Below are 14,339 nucleotides of genomic sequence, written 5' to 3' on the forward strand. Positions count from 1 at the left end.
TTTGGTCATGGATAGTTATCCAGAATGGAATTGAATCTGGACATGAACCTGGTGGTCGCGCTGGATGCGCTGCTGCAGGAGCGCAGCGTCGGCGGTGCGGCGCAACGCATGCACACCTCGGCCCCGGCGATGAGCCGCACCCTGGCCAGGCTGCGCCGCCTCCTCGACGACCCGGTGCTGGTGCGAGCCGGCCGAGTCATGGTGCCGACACCCCGAGCGCTGGCCCTGCAGGCGCCGGTGCATGTTCTGGTCACCCAGGCTCGGACGATCTTCACCCCACCCGATGCGCCGGACCCGGCCACCTTGTCGCGGGTGTTCGCGATCCAGTCCGGCGACGGCCTGTTCAGTCAGATCGGTGCCCGGCTACTGACTACCATCCGCCGCGAAGCACCAAGTGTCACACTGCGGTTCGTCGGTGAGAGCCATGAGGACACGCATTCGCTGCGCGACGGGACGGTCGATATCGAGATCGGCCAGGTGCGCCCGACCGAACCCGAGATCGTCGTCGAGCATCTGCTCGACGACCGTTTCGTCGGTGTGGTGCGGTCCGGGCATCCGCTGACCCGCGGACGGGTCACCCCGCGCCGGTTCGCCGCCGCCGAGCACGTGGTGTTCTCGCGCCGCGGCCGACTGCACGGACCGGTCGACGACCTGCTCGCCGAACACGGCCTGGCCCGCAGGGTGGTGGCGAGCGCGCCGAGCCCCGCCGGTGGACTGGTGCTGATCCAGCGCACCGATCTGGTCGGCATGCTGCCCGAACGAGTCGGGGCTGACGCCCTCGACACGTTCGGGCTGGTGAGCTTCTCGATCCCGCTGGCGTTACCGCCGCTGTCGTTGGCGATGGCGTGGCATCCCCGCAACGACGCCGACGGCGGACACCGCTGGTTACGCGACCGCGTGCGCGACGCGGTCGGCGGTAATTGAGTTGAGCCCGAGGTGATCCCGCAGGGTGTCGCCTTCGTACTCGGTGCGGAACAGCCCGCGCCGCTGCAGCTCCGGGACCACGTAGTCGACGAAATCGTTCAAGGTGCCCGGGCTCTGGGCCGCGGACACCATGAATCCGTCGGCCTCGCCCGAGGTGAACGACTCCTCGATCTGATCGGCCACCTGCGAAGCGGTCCCGACGTACTGCGGTAGCAGCACCCCCTGGGCGTACCACTTGCCGATATCGCGCAAGGTCAGGTTGTCGCGGTTGGCCACCCGCCGCGCGGTGTCGAACAGGCCCTGGGTCCCGGTCACCTGCACGTCCTCCACCGGCGCGTCCAGGTCGTACTGGGAGAAGTCGTGGTCGGTGTGCACGCTCAGGGTGATCAGCCCGGAGATCGGGTCGGCCAACTCGTTGTGGAACGCCTGCTTCTCGCGGGCGATCGACTCGGTCTCGCCGATGAACGGGATGAACGCCGGGAAGATCAGCACACCGTCCGGGTTGCGGCCGAAATTGCTTGCCCGCGACTTGATGTCGTCGTAGTAGGCCCGCCGGCCCTCCGGCGTCGGGTCGATCTCGAAGATCGCCTCGGCCCACCGTGCGGCGAAATCGCGGCCGGTGTTCGACGACCCGGCCTGGATCAGCACCGGCCGGCCCTGCGGTGAACGTGGCACGTTGAGCGGACCGCGAGACTTGAAGAACCGGCCGTCGTGCTCCACCCGGCGGATCTTCTCGGGGTCGGCGAACACCCCGGTCTCCTTGTCCAGAACCAGCGCATCGTGATCCCAGCTGGACCAGAGTTCGACGGCGGTCCGCACGAACTCCTCGGCCCGCTCATACCGGAACTCGTGGTCCAGGTGAGCGTCGTGGCCGAAGTTCTGGGCCTCGCTCTGGGTCAGTGAGGTGACGATGTTCCATGCCACCCGACCGCGGGTGATGTGGTCCAGGCTGGCGAAGATGCGCGCCAGCTCATAGGGGTGGAAGAAGGTGGCGGACTTGGTGATCGCCACGCCGAGCTTGGAGGTCACCGCACCGATGCTGGCCGCGACGATGGACGGGTCCAGGGTCGCGGTGGCCTGGGTTCCGCGGCGCAGTGGCTCGGTGATGTCGCGGCCGTACTGGGCCGGGGCGGCCAGCAGGTCGGCGAAGAACACGAAGTCGAACTTGCCGCGCTCCAGGATGCGCCCGATCCGGTGGTAGTACTCCGGGGCGGTGAAGTCGGTGTCGCTGCCGGGGTGACGCCACGCGGCATGGCTGTGGGTGACCTGCGAGGCGATCTGGAAGCCACCGAGGTGAAGTTGCTTGGGCATGTGTACCTTTCACCGCGATTTGTGCACGTTTTGTCACGCACTGCGTGACAAAACGTGCACAAATCGCAGATGACTCAGAAGTAGGCGTTGGCGGGGACGGGTGTGCCGTGCAGCAGGTTCTGCCCGATGGCGCGGGCCTTCAGGCCGACGGGGTTGTGCAGGGTGATGGTGCGGATGTTGCGCCAGTGCCGGTCGAGGTTGCGGGCCCGGCTGGCCGCGCTGGCCCCGCCCAGTTCCAGCAGTCGGGACGCGGCCAGCGGGGCCACGTCGTCGAGGTGCACCTTGACCTTGGCCGCCGTGAGCTGAGCCTGCGCCGCCAGGTCGGCATCGGGGACCCCGTCGACCTCGGAGTCGGTGGCCGCGGCGATGGCGGCGGCCGCGTCCAGCACCGCGGTCCGCGCGATGTAGGCGGTGCTGGCCAGCTCACCGAGCTGACGCTGCAGCAGCGGGTCCTCGGTGGGCTTCTCGGCCAGGGCATGGCTGAAGCTGCGGTCCCGGGACCGCAGCAGCGCGATGCCGTCGTCCACGACGGCGGCCAGGATGCCCGCGACGATGGCGTGGATGTAGAGCTGTAGCGACGCGTACTGCACGGTGGGTGCGGCCTCGGCGTCGTACGGGGTGTCGGCGAGCACCTCGTCGGCGGCCACGACGACACCGCTGAAGGTGGTGGTGCCGGTGCCGGTGCGGCGCTGCCCGAAGCCGTCCCAGTCGTCGACCAGCTTGACCCCGGCCCGGTCGGCGGGCACCACCAGCGTGGCCACCGAATCATGATCGGTGGTTGCGGTCGTGGTCAGGAAGTCAGAGAACAACGTGCCCGTGCTGTAGTACTTCTCCCCGTCCAGGCGGAAGCCACCGTCCGCGGCGGGCAGCAGCCGGGTGTTGAAGACCAGGCTGCCCACGGCCAGCGTGCCCTTCTCGCTGAAGGCGTTGCCGAACGTCTTGCCTGCGGCGACCTTGTCCAGCCACCGGTGATCGGCGGAGCGCAGTCGTTCCTCGACGAACCAGAAGTGCGCCCGGAAGATATGGGCGACAATCGGATCGGCGCGCGCGACATCGATGACGGCGGAGAACAGTTGCGGGACAGTCAATCCCGCCCCACCCAGCTCTGAGGGCAGGCGAAGGGTGCCGAAACCGGCCCGCTTGAGAGCGGCGACCTGATCAAAAGGGTTCTCGTCGTTCAGGTCTCGATCCTTGGCGCCCGACCCGATGCGGTTGAGCAGCTCGGTCCATTCGGGCGATCCGGGCAGGATCCGGGAGGTGTTTTCCACGGTGGTCATGCCGATCAGTAGTACCGAGCCAGCCCACCGGTGCGCACGGGTTGTGCTCACCGAGAACCTGAGAACGGCGGCAGGGCAGAATGAGGGGCGATGACCATGACCGCCAAGCGCCGTCGAGCCCACGGCAAGCTCGCCGCGCTGCCCGGAGTGCGCCCGATACGGCGCCCGATCGTGCCCGGACGACCCGGCGAATTCGACCTGTACTACGTGCGCAGCGGACTGAAGTCGGCACATCCGCTGGTCATCATCCCCGGGGGACCGGGAATGGCCTCGGTGGCGGCCTACCGGGGACTGCGCAGGCACGCCGCCGCCGCCGGGTTGGACGTGATCATGGTCGAGCACCGCGGGGTGGGCCTGTCGCGCCATGACGACGCCGGTGCGGACCTACCGCCGGAGGCCATCACCGTCGAGGCGGTGGTCGACGATATCGCCGCCGTGCTCGACGACGCCGGCGTCGGGTCGGCCATCATCTACGGCACCTCCTATGGCACCTACCTCGCCGCCGGTTTCGGGGCGCGTCATCCGCACCGGGTGGCGCAGTTGGTGCTCGACTCACCGCTGTTGTCGGCGGGGGACATCGACTACATGCGGGCCGCGATCCGGGGCCTGCTGCTGGACGGGGCCGATCCGCAGGCCGCCGATCTGGCGCCCAAGGTGCGCAAGCTGTTCGACGACGGTGTGTTCACCGACTCCGCGGGCCAACTCGCGGGTGCGCTGTACGGGTACGGGGGCACCTCGCTGCTGGGCAGGCAGATCGACCTGTTGTCCAGCGGCCGGACCTGGGTCTGGTCGGCGCTGCACCTGCTGCGGCGCGTCCCGCGCCACGCCGCGCCGTTCCGGCACGAGGAGGATCTGGTGAATCGGATCGCCTTCCGGGAACTGAACTTCGCCGGCGTGCCCGACGGCCTGCCCCTGGATCCGTCGATCGGTATCGCCGAACAGAACCCGGACCGGCAGCCGTTCGAGCATGAGCCGTTCGACCTGACCGCCGAGATGCCGCGGTTCACCTGGCCGACCGTCGTCGTCTCCGGTGGCCACGACCTCGTCACCCCGCCCGCGGTGGCACGCCGGGTGGCGGATCTGATTCCCGGCGCGGTCCTCGTCGAGCTGCCCAATGCCGGGCACAGCCTGCTCGACACCCGGGAGCAGGCCGCCCTGGCGATCGTGGCCGCGGTCCGCGCCGGTGCGGCGGACATCCTGCCTGACCGCGTCGCCGAGCTGGACGCATTGCCCACCAAAATTGCTCTGCGCCTTGCCATGTCGGCACTCACCGCGGCGACCATGGCCGAGTCGGCGGTACCGCGCCGGGGCGGGGGCGTCAGGACTTCATGAACCCGATGGCCGTGTAGTTCACATCGCCCAGTCCGGCCGCGCCGAAGTTGGCGAGAGTTTTGCGGACGGCGACGTTGCCGGGTGCCTGGAACAGCGGCAAGCTGAAGCCCTCGGCCCAGATCAGTTTGTCGGCCTCGTTGGCCAGGTCGCGGGCCTTGGTCGCGTCCAGCTCGTCGAGGACCTGATTCACCTTGGCGTCGATCTCGGGGCTGCTGATCTTGCCGAAGTTGCTCTCGGCGTTGGTCGTGTAGATCTGGCTGAGGCAGCACAGCGTGAAGGCTTCTCCCATCCACGCGAATTGGGCGACGTCGAAGTTACCCACGGTGATGTAGTCGGTGAAGAACCGGTCGCCCGACTTGGCCTCAAGGAGCAGGTTGACCCCGATCTGGGCCAGGCTGTTCTGGGCGATCTGCGCGATCTGCCGGGTGGTCTTGGCGTCGTAGAACACGTCGCGGATCGCCAGTTGGCGGCCGTCCTTCTCGCGGAACTGACCGTTGAGCTTCCAGCCCAGTGCATCCAGTTCGGCCTTGGCCTTCTCCGGGTCGAAGGCGGCCACGGCGCTGTTGTCCTGGTAACCCTGCTGGCCGGCCAGGAAGATGTGGTTGTTCAGCGGCGTCGGATTGTCCACCAGGCCGCGCTGCGTGATGTTGGCGATGGCCTGCCGGTCGATGCCCTTGGCCACCGCAACGCGCAGTGCCGGGTCGGCCAGGATGGATCCCGGCGCGCCGTTGAAGGTGAAGTGATACCAGCTCGGGGACGGCGCACGCCGGATCGCGATGCCCGGGGTGTTGCGCACGATCTGCAACTCGTCCAGCGAGCTGATCCCGGTGGCATCGATGGTGTTGTTCTGCAGGGCGGGCACCAGCGCCGCATCATCGAGCACCAGGTAGGTGATGTTGTCCAGCCGGGGCGTGGCGCCCCACCACTTCGGGTTGCGGACCAGCGTGATGCGCTGGGCGGTGCGGTCGACGCTGGAGATCATGAACGGTCCCGCCGACGGGCCGGGCTTGTCGATCTGACCCTTGTTGAACACATCCGGGTTCTCGGTCATCTTCTTGGGCTGCAGCGTGGTGTTGCCCGCGAACATGCCCTTCCAGTCGGTGAAGTGCGCACCGAAGGTGACGACGGCCTGCCGATCGTCGACGCCGCGGGTCACCGAGGCCACCCGGTCCTGGCCGGCCGAGCTGGAGATCAGGTAGCGCTTGTCCTTGCCGTTGGTGGCCTGGATCTGCGAGGCGATGTCCTCCCAGGTGATCGGTGTCCCGTCGGTCCACACCGCCTTCGGATTGATGGTGTAGGTGACCACCTGCGGGTTCTCGCTGGTGAGTTCGATGCTGGTGAAGTAGTCCGGATTCACCGTCGTCGAACCGTCGGGCGCGACGGTGTAGGCGCGCGGCAGGGTGGCGCGCAGCATGGCCGCACCGGTGCCCTCGCTGTCGATGCTCAGCGGGTTGAAGTTGGCGGGCATCGCGCCCAACGCCAGCCGCAGATTGCCGCCCTGCTGCAGGGTGTTGGGGTCCTGCGGATTCAGGTCGTTGGTGGTGCCCACCGTGGCGTCACCGCCGATCCCGGGGATGCTCTGGTCGCTGCTGGAGCAGCCGGACACGACGAGGGCCGAGGCGAAAGCTAGGGAAGCCAGCCCATAAGTCAGGCTACGGATCTTCATGGCGACCGACTTTATCCTCCGGTTGCGGCACCGCGGCCAGTAACCGCCGCGTGTACGCGTGTTGCGGTGCGGTGAGCACCCTTTCGGCGGGGCCTTGTTCGACGACGACACCGCGGTGCATGACGACCACATCGTGGGCAAGATGTTTGACCACCGACAGGTCGTGCGAGACGAACAGATACGACAGGCCGAACTGCTGTTGCAGGTCCAGCAGCAGGTTGATGATGCCGGCCTGGATGGATACGTCCAACGCGGACACCGGCTCGTCGAGCGCCAGGATCTTGGGTTGCAGCGCCAACGCGCGGGCGATGCCGATGCGCTGTTTCTGCCCGCCGGAGAACTCCGCCGGATAGCGACCGGCGTCCTCGGCCCGCAGCCCGACGGTGGTGAGTAGTTCGACCGTCCGGGCGGCGATGGACTTCTTGTCGAAACCATTGGCGGACAATGGTTCAGCCAGCACATCGGACACCGGGAGGCGTGGATCCAGGGAGGCCACCGGATCCTGGAACACCACCTGCAGGTCGGTGCGCAGCCGGCGCCGGGTGCCGCGGTCGAGCGTCGCGACGTCGTTGCCGAGCACCTCGATGGAACCCGACTGCGGCGCCGTCAGCTCCAGGATCTGGTGCAGGGTGGTCGATTTGCCCGACCCCGATTCGCCGACGATGCCGAGCGTACGGCCCTCACGCAGGTCGAAGCTGATGCCGTCGACGGCGCGCACCTCACCCACCTGGCGGCGCAGGATCCCACCTTTGGTCAACGGATACGTCTTGACCAGAGCCTGTACCCGCAGCACCACGGGCGGCTCGTCGGAGACCGCGGTGTCCTCGGGTTCGGTACGGACGCCGTAGATCTCGGCTGCGGTGCGCCCGATGACCTGGTCGGTGTGGATACAAGCGGCCCGATGACCGGGACCGACGTCGAGCAGTGCGGGTTCGGCGTCCCGGCAGTCGTCGGCGGCCAGGGGGCAGCGCGCCGCGAACGGGCACCCCGGCGGCAGTGCGGCCATCGAGGGCGGTGCGCCGGGGATCGGTACCAGCCGCTGACCGCGCGGCGCGTCCAGTCGTGGCACCGAGCCGAGCAGGCCCGCGGTGTAGGGCATCGCCCGGTTCTCGTAAAACTCTGTCACCGAGGCACTTTCGACCACCGCGCCGGCATACATGACCAGGGCGCGGTCGGCGAACTCGGCGACAACGCCCAGGTCATGGGTGATGATCAGCACGCCCGCACCGGTGACATCGCGGGCGGTGCGCAACAGGTCCAGGATCTGGGCCTGCACCGTGACATCCAGTGCGGTGGTGGGCTCGTCACAGATGATGAGGTCGGGGTCGTTGGCGATTGCGATGGCGATCACCACGCGCTGACGTTCGCCGCCGGACAGCTCATGCGGGAACGCGCGGGCGCGCTGGCCGGGATTCGCGATGCCGACCAGTTCGAGGAGTTCGACCGCCCGGGCCCGGGCCTTCCCGCGATCGATGCCGGGCTGATGGATCCGCAGCGCCTCGGCGATCTGGTCGCCGACGGTGTAGACGGGGGTCAGTGCCGACATCGGATCCTGGAAGACCGTCCCGATGGACCGGCCGCGGATCTTCGACATGTGGTCGTCGTCCAGGGTCAGCAGCTCGTCGCCGTGCAGGCGCACCGAGCCTGCGACTTCGGCGTATTCGGGCAGCAGGCCGACGACGGCCATCGCACTGGCCGACTTGCCCGCACCCGATTCCCCGACCAGTGCCACGACTTCGCGTGGCGCGATGTCGAAGGACACGCCGCGCACGGCGGGCACCCATTCGGTGTCGGTGGGGAAGGCGACGGTCAGGTCGCGCACTTCGAGCAGACTCATTTGGCTCGCCTCCGCAGCCGGCGCGAGCCGGGGTCCACCGCGTCTCGCAACGCGTCCCCGGCGAGGTTGGCGCACATGACGATCAGGATCAGCACCCCCGCCGGGAACAGGAACACCCACGGGAAGGTGGTGGCCGACGCGGTGCCGTCGGCGATCAGGGTGCCCAGGGAGACGTCGGGCGCCCGCACACCGAAGCCGAGGAAGCTCAACCCGGTTTCGGCGAGGATCGCGACGCCGACGTTGAGGGTGGTGTCGATGATGAGGATCGACGCCACGTTGGGCAGCACGTGCCGGGCGATGATGCGGGTATTGCTGACGCCCATATACCTTGCCGCCGTGACGAACTCGCGTTCGCGCAGGCTCATGGTGAGCCCACGCACCATCCGTGAGCTGATCATCCAGGAGAACACCGCCAGCAGCACGATCAGCGCGAACAGCGCCCCCGAGCCGTTGGTGTTCCTGGTGGCGATCGCGATCAGCAGGAAGCTCGGCACCACCAGCAGCAGGTCCACGACCCACATCAGCGCCCGGTCTCGCCAGCCGCCGAAATATCCCGCCACCGATCCGACGACGGCGGCGATGAACGTCGAGATCAGCGCCACGCACAAGCCGATCAGCATCGACTTCTGCATGCCCCGCAACGTGAGCGCCAGCAGGTCCTGGCCCAGGGCGTTGGTGCCGAACCAATGGGAGGGACTGGGTGGGGTCTGCAGCGCGTAGTAGTCCAGTTCGGTGTAGCTGTGCGGCAGCAGCGGGGGCAGCGCGTAGCAGCCCACGAAGAGGAAGCAGAGCAGCACGAGCGCCGCCACGGCGGGCCGGTTGCGGACGAAGCGGCGCCACACCAGGGTGCGACGGGAGGCGAAGGCCTGCACATCCAGCCCGGATTTGGCGGTGGTCGACGTCGGATCGGTCATGCGACACGCACCCTGGGATCGAGGCCGGCCAGGATGACGTCGGACAGCACGCCGGCCAGCAGCACCGTCGCGCCCGAGAAGACCGTCATCGCGACGATGATGTTGGTGTCCTGGGCGGCCAGGCCCTGGATGAACCATTCACCCATACCGTGCCAGCCGAAGATCTTCTCGACGAACACCGCGCCGGTGACCAGACCGCCGACGCCGTAGGCGAACAGGGTGGCCATCGGGATCAGCGCGGTCCGCAGCCCGTGCTTGACCAGTGCTTGGCGCCGGGTCAGGCCCTTGGCCCGCGCAGTGCGGATGAAGTCCTGCCCGAGCACGTCGAGCATCGCGTTGCGCTGATAGCGGCTGAACCCCGCGATCGACCCCAGCGCCAGGGTCAGCGTCGGCAGCACGAGGTGCTGGATCCGGTCGACGAAGATGTTCCAGCCGCCGCCGATCGCGTCGGGCGACGTCTCGCCGGTGTACTCGAACAGTTGCACTCCCAGCACCGAATTGACCCGCAGCGCAACCAGAATCAGCAGGCTGGCGATGACGAAGGTGGGCGTGCTGATGATCAGCAGCGACAGTGCGGTGATCACCCGGTCCGACAGCCGGTACTGGCGGATCGCCCCCCAGGCGCCGATCACCACCCCGAGGACGGCGCCGACGACCGAGCCGATGACCACCAGTCGCAGGCTGACCCCGACCCGGCGCCCCAGTTCGTCACTCACCGGCTGGCCGGTGACGGTCTTGCCGAAGTCGCCGTGCACGGTGCCCGCGAGCCAGGTGGCATACCGCTGCGGGATCGGCTGGTCGAGGTGCAACTCGGTGGCCTTGGCGTCGATCACCGCCTGCGGGGGCCGGGGGTTGCGCTGCTGCAGGCTCTCCAGCGGGCTGAACGTCAGCGACGCCAGCGTGAACGCCAGGAACGACGCCAGCAGAAGCAACACGATGTAGTTGACCAATCGTCGCGCGAGGAACCGCGTCATCGAACCTCCTGCATGAGGCACAGGGTAGGAGATGACCGAGTCACAAGCCCGTTACCGGCGAATTGACATGCGCGCGTCAGCCTTCTCACAGCGTGTTCGGTTTCACTCTCACAGCATGGACTCATCGGCTTCAAGGAAACTTCAAATGTTCGGCGCCGCTCTCGGTGCGGGCGCCGTCGTGGCGATCGGCGTATTGAGTGCGCTGTTCTCTCACCACGGCGCGCCTATGGCGTCCCCCGCGATGCAGATCGGCGCCACCACGACCCTGGAGTCGAGCCCGCCGACCGCGCCGGGCGTGGCCCGGGCGGTGCCGGCTATCAGGGGGCCCGCCAAGTAAGGGCACCTGGGGCGAGCGCAGCGACGGGGAAAGATCCTGGGGCGAGCGCAGCGACGGGGAAAGATCCTGGGGCGAGCGCAGCGACGGGGAAATATCCTGGGGCGAGCGCAGCGACGGGGAAATACACAGCGGGCACATATCGAGGTACCTCATAAGCTCTAAGCAGCCCGTTTCCAGCGCGGCGGCGTTCCCTTGGACGTATGAGACTGACATTCACACTGATCGGTTGTATTGCTGCCGCCGCGCTGTTCGTGTGCGGGATCATCGCGGCCTCGGTTGCGCCGGAGGCTACCGCCGCCGGCTCGGCGAGCGGGCCCGCGACCACCACCTCGGCCGTCCCGACCGTCGAGGCGACCACCATGGCGGTCCCGGCGATCCGGGGCAAGGTCCCGCTGTATCCGGGGGAGGCGCCCAACTCCGACCCGCAGGGTTAGCCGTTCCCAGGTTTCGCAAAGCGGCTTCTCGGCTACCCCGCAGGCATGGATATCACCAGGATCAAGCTGTTGTCCGCGGGCGCCGGTGCCGGCGCAGTCCTCGCGATGGGAGTGCTGTCCATCGCCGGCAGCGAGGTGAGCCGGGCTGACCCGGCGCCGCCCGGACCTGTCACAACCACGCCGGTCACCATCGGGGAGACGGTCACCGAGACCACCGCGGTTCAATCGCCCGAGCCGACCGTGTACTCGCCGCCGGTCACCTTCACCACGCCCTCGGGCTTCGCCGTTCCGCACTAGTGGTCCGGTGCTCCGATCGTGGTGATCGTCTGCGTGCCGCCCGACCGGTTCGCGCGGATGTCCACCTTCGCGTTCACGCCGAACGGCGCGCCGCTGTCGGCCGCGGTGGGCGGGATGACATAAGTGCTGGTGAACCCGTCATCGCTGCGGGCCGTGATCGACGTCGCCGACACAGCGGTGACAGTTCCGACCTGGACGATGTCGGTCTGGAAACCGCCGTTGCCGTCGGGGACCACGAACTCGCCGTGCAGCGCCGCCGGGTCCGGGCTGACATGACCTGTGCCGGAACGGCCCGGGCCACCGCCGCCGAATGGTCCCGCGCCGGAAGGGGGCCCGCCGGGGAATCCGCCACCGTGGCCGCCGCTTTCGGTCGCCGCGTAGACGGCCCCGCCGCCCAGGACGCCGATCACGACGGCCACCCCGATCGCGGCGATGGTCTCGCGCCTGCCCCAGGAACTGTCCTGAGGTTGGCCCCACGTCTGTTGGTCATCGCTCATGACCAACACTGTGGCCGCTTCCGCTATGCGCAGGCTGTGAGGCGCGACGTGGTGGGCAGAACCCGACGGATTCATAGGTTGCGCATAGGAACGCCACAGTGCCTGCCTACTACTTGTTTGAATAATGAACGACGTGACTACGGTGACCAATGGGCTGGCGAATGGGCAGGCAAACGGGATGTCTCACGGATCGGCGCCTAACAACAGGGCAGCGGCGGACGCAGATCCGTCGCGCGTGGTGATGCGGCGCGCGGACGGCAAACCCATCAACGTGCTCGTCGTCGACGACGAGCCGGTGCTCGCCGAGCTGGTGTCCATGGCGCTGCGCTATGAGGGCTGGGATATCGAGACCGCCGGCGACGGTGCGAGCGCCATCGAACTCGCCAAGGAGAACCCGCCGGACGTCGTCGTGCTCGACGTCATGCTGCCGGACATGAGCGGCCTGGATGTGCTGCGCAAGCTGCGCGATCAGCAGCCCGGCCTGCCCCTGCTGCTGCTGACGGCCAAGGATTCGGTCGAGGACCGGATCGCCGGCCTCACCGCCGGCGGCGACGACTACGTGACCAAACCGTTCAGCCTGGAAGAAGTCGTGCTGCGGCTGCGCGCGCTGCTGCGCCGCACTGGAGTGGCCAACGAGGCCGGAGGCGCCCAGATCGTGGTCGGCGACCTGGTGCTCGACGAGGACAGCCACGAGGTCACCCGGGCCGGGGACCCCATCTCGCTGACGGCGACGGAGTTCGAGCTGCTGCGGTTCATGATGCGCAACGCCAAGCGGGTGCTGAGCAAGGCACAGATCCTGGACCGCGTGTGGAGCTACGACTTCGGTGGCCGGTCCAATATCGTCGAGCTGTATGTGTCCTACCTCCGCAAGAAGATCGACAATGGCCGCGAGCCGATGATCCACACCCTGCGCGGCGCCGGGTACGTGCTGCGTCCCCCGCGCTGAGGTGAGAAGCCGCGTTCTGGCACCACGGACCTGGTCGCTGCGCATGCGGCTGCTGGTCACCCAGGTCACGTTGTTGGCCTTGCTCTGCGTCGGCATCGGCGTGGCCACCGAGTTCGCGCTGCAGCGTTTTCTCATGCATCAACTCGACACCCAACTCTTGGAAGCCGGCCGGCGTTCCGCGGGCATCGTCGATCTGCCGCCGCCCCCGTTCGGGCCTGGTCTGCCGATGGATGGCCCGCAGCATCGCGGCGGGCCGCCGTCGTTCCGGTTCGACCCTGAGGCCGGTCCCGGTCCCGGGTTTCTGAATGCACCCGGCCAGGCCATCCGCACCGTCGGCATGGTGATCGGTCACGACGGGTCGCTCGACGCCGGGGTGATCACCTCCGAAGGCGCCACCGCCGACATCAGCTCGACCGCGGCCGCACAGTTGGCCGCCGTGCCGCCGACCCGCACACCGGTCGCGGTGCACCTGGACGGACTGGGCTCGTATCGGGTGCTCGCGCTGCACGCGCACCGTAGCGGTCGGGTGATCGTCGTTGGCCTGCCCACCACCGTCGTCGACGACACGCTGCTGTGGGTGCTGGCGATGTTCTGCGTCGTTGCCGCCATCGCGCTGGCCGGCGCGATCATCGCCTGCATCTGGATCATCCGGCGCCAATTGGCTCCGCTGTCAAGGCTTTCCGCGGCAGCCCGCGATGTGGCCGACCTGGAGCTGGACCGCGGAGAGGTCAACCTGCCCACCGCGATCGTGGCCGTCGACCCTGCCACCGTGCACACCGAGGTGGGCCAGCTCGGGACGGCGCTCAACCGGATGCTGGACCGGATTGCCGGGGCGCTGTCGGCCCGGCATGCCAGCGAGACCCGGGTGCGCCAATTCGTCTCGGACGCCAGCCATGAGCTGCGCACGCCACTGGCAGCGATCAGGGGATATACCGAACTCGCGCAGCGCAAGCACGACGACCTGCCCGACGACGTCGCCCACGCGGTGAGCCGGGTGGAGTCCGAAGCCCAACGGATGACCACCCTGGTGGAGGACATGCTGCTGTTGGCCCGTCTGGACGAGGGCCGCCCCCTGGAGCGCGCCCAGGTCGATGTGTCGCAGCTGGTGGTCGATGCCGTCAGCGACGCGCATGCCACCGGCCCGGACCACGAATGGTCACTCGACCTGCCCGACGAGCCGGTGCTGACCGTCGGCGACCATGCCCGGCTGCACCAGGTGCTGGCCAATCTGCTGGCCAACGCCCGTACACACACGCCGGCGGGTACGTCGGTGGTCACCTCACTCGGTGTGACGCCCGCCGGGGAGGTGCGGCTGACCGTCGCCGACGACGGCCCGGGCATCCCGGCCCGGCTGCAGCCCGAAGTCTTCGAACGGTTCGCGCGCGGGGATTCGTCCCGGTCGCGCCGGATGGGCAGTACCGGGTTGGGCCTGGCGATCGTGGCGGCGGTGATCCGCGCGCATGGTGGGCGCATCGAATTGGACAGCGTGCCGGGGGCCACCAAGTTCGTCGTCACCTTGCCCCGAGGAGAGTCACAGTCAACGCACAGCGGCGACAAAACCGCCACGTAGCGGGGCTTGCCAGGATCGACTGG

General features: G+C 68.2%; 14 protein-coding genes. 7 read left to right on the top strand and 7 right to left on the bottom strand.

Going from position 1 to position 14,339, the window contains the following annotated elements:
• The first annotated feature begins 24 nt into the window (after positions 1-24).
• Entirely contained in the window at positions 25-924 is a 900-nt protein-coding gene (locus AC1DY7_RS24965) for a LysR family transcriptional regulator (RefSeq protein WP_477496426.1), read from the top strand.
• Here the strand turns inward: AC1DY7_RS24965 and AC1DY7_RS24970 are convergent.
• Together AC1DY7_RS24970 and AC1DY7_RS24975 are read right to left on the bottom strand one after the other, a co-directional pair.
• Positions 886-2,235 carry an LLM class flavin-dependent oxidoreductase gene (locus tag AC1DY7_RS24970; protein ID WP_477496427.1) on the bottom strand — a complete coding sequence of 450 codons (1,350 nt, stop codon included), beginning with the start codon at positions 2,233-2,235 and terminating at the stop codon, positions 886-888. The genes AC1DY7_RS24965 and AC1DY7_RS24970 overlap by 39 nt on opposite strands.
• 74 nt (positions 2,236-2,309) lie before the next feature.
• The gene (locus AC1DY7_RS24975; protein ID WP_477496428.1) at positions 2,310-3,512 is read right to left on the bottom strand and encodes an acyl-CoA dehydrogenase family protein; all 1,203 of its coding nucleotides are present in this window, start codon (positions 3,510-3,512) and stop codon (positions 2,310-2,312) included.
• A 90-nt stretch (positions 3,513-3,602) separates the two neighbouring features.
• Between AC1DY7_RS24975 and AC1DY7_RS24980 the strand changes: the two genes are divergently transcribed.
• A complete protein-coding gene (locus AC1DY7_RS24980; protein WP_477496429.1) occupies positions 3,603-4,844 on the top strand; it encodes an alpha/beta fold hydrolase in 1,242 nt (413 codons plus the stop codon).
• On the opposite strand, the gene AC1DY7_RS24985 is transcribed toward AC1DY7_RS24980, so the two are convergent.
• The 4 genes from AC1DY7_RS24985 to AC1DY7_RS25000 are packed head-to-tail and all read right to left on the bottom strand — an operon-like array spanning position 4,831 to position 10,235.
• Complete coding sequence (locus AC1DY7_RS24985) at positions 4,831-6,510, bottom strand: ABC transporter family substrate-binding protein (RefSeq protein WP_477496430.1); 1,680 nt, start codon at positions 6,508-6,510, stop codon at positions 4,831-4,833. The two genes, AC1DY7_RS24980 and AC1DY7_RS24985, sit on opposite strands and share 14 nt — an antisense overlap.
• A complete protein-coding gene (locus tag AC1DY7_RS24990; RefSeq protein WP_477496431.1) occupies positions 6,497-8,347 on the bottom strand; it encodes a dipeptide ABC transporter ATP-binding protein in 1,851 nt (616 codons plus the stop codon). Before AC1DY7_RS24990 ends, AC1DY7_RS24985 begins: the two co-directional genes overlap by 14 nt.
• Positions 8,344-9,261, bottom strand: coding sequence for an ABC transporter permease (locus AC1DY7_RS24995; protein WP_477496432.1), 918 nt, complete (start codon positions 9,259-9,261; stop codon positions 8,344-8,346). The genes AC1DY7_RS24990 and AC1DY7_RS24995 overlap by 4 nt, the downstream gene beginning before the upstream one ends.
• Positions 9,258-10,235 carry an ABC transporter permease gene (locus tag AC1DY7_RS25000; protein ID WP_477496433.1) on the bottom strand — a complete coding sequence of 326 codons (978 nt, stop codon included), beginning with the start codon at positions 10,233-10,235 and terminating at the stop codon, positions 9,258-9,260. Before AC1DY7_RS25000 ends, AC1DY7_RS24995 begins: the two co-directional genes overlap by 4 nt.
• Before the next feature lie 115 nt (positions 10,236-10,350).
• Between AC1DY7_RS25000 and AC1DY7_RS25005 the strand changes: the two genes are divergently transcribed.
• From AC1DY7_RS25005 to AC1DY7_RS25015, 3 genes are all read left to right on the top strand, one after another.
• Positions 10,351-10,572, top strand: a complete 222-nt coding sequence (locus AC1DY7_RS25005; RefSeq protein WP_477496434.1) for a hypothetical protein — start codon at positions 10,351-10,353, stop codon at positions 10,570-10,572.
• A 200-nt stretch (positions 10,573-10,772) separates the two neighbouring features.
• Positions 10,773-11,006: a hypothetical protein gene (locus AC1DY7_RS25010; protein WP_477496435.1), complete on the top strand. Its 234-nt coding sequence runs from the start codon at positions 10,773-10,775 to the stop codon at positions 11,004-11,006.
• Positions 11,007-11,051: 45 nt separating this feature from the next.
• Positions 11,052-11,303: a hypothetical protein gene (locus tag AC1DY7_RS25015; RefSeq protein ID WP_477496436.1), complete on the top strand. Its 252-nt coding sequence runs from the start codon at positions 11,052-11,054 to the stop codon at positions 11,301-11,303.
• On the opposite strand, the gene AC1DY7_RS25020 is transcribed toward AC1DY7_RS25015, so the two are convergent.
• Positions 11,300-11,800 carry a hypothetical protein gene (locus AC1DY7_RS25020; RefSeq protein ID WP_477496437.1) on the bottom strand — a complete coding sequence of 167 codons (501 nt, stop codon included), beginning with the start codon at positions 11,798-11,800 and terminating at the stop codon, positions 11,300-11,302. The genes AC1DY7_RS25015 and AC1DY7_RS25020 overlap by 4 nt on opposite strands.
• 241 nt (positions 11,801-12,041) lie before the next feature.
• On the opposite strand from AC1DY7_RS25020, the gene AC1DY7_RS25025 reads away from it, so the two are divergent.
• Positions 12,042-12,746 carry a response regulator transcription factor gene (locus AC1DY7_RS25025; RefSeq protein ID WP_477496483.1) on the top strand — a complete coding sequence of 235 codons (705 nt, stop codon included), beginning with the start codon at positions 12,042-12,044 and terminating at the stop codon, positions 12,744-12,746.
• Positions 12,747-12,789: 43 nt separating this feature from the next.
• Positions 12,790-14,316 (top strand): sensor histidine kinase, encoded by a 1,527-nt coding sequence (locus AC1DY7_RS25030; protein WP_477496438.1) that lies wholly within the window; start codon positions 12,790-12,792, stop codon positions 14,314-14,316.
• The last annotated feature ends 23 nt before the right edge of the window (positions 14,317-14,339 follow it).

It is taken from the genome of Mycobacterium sp. P2_H7 (genome assembly GCF_056403275.1).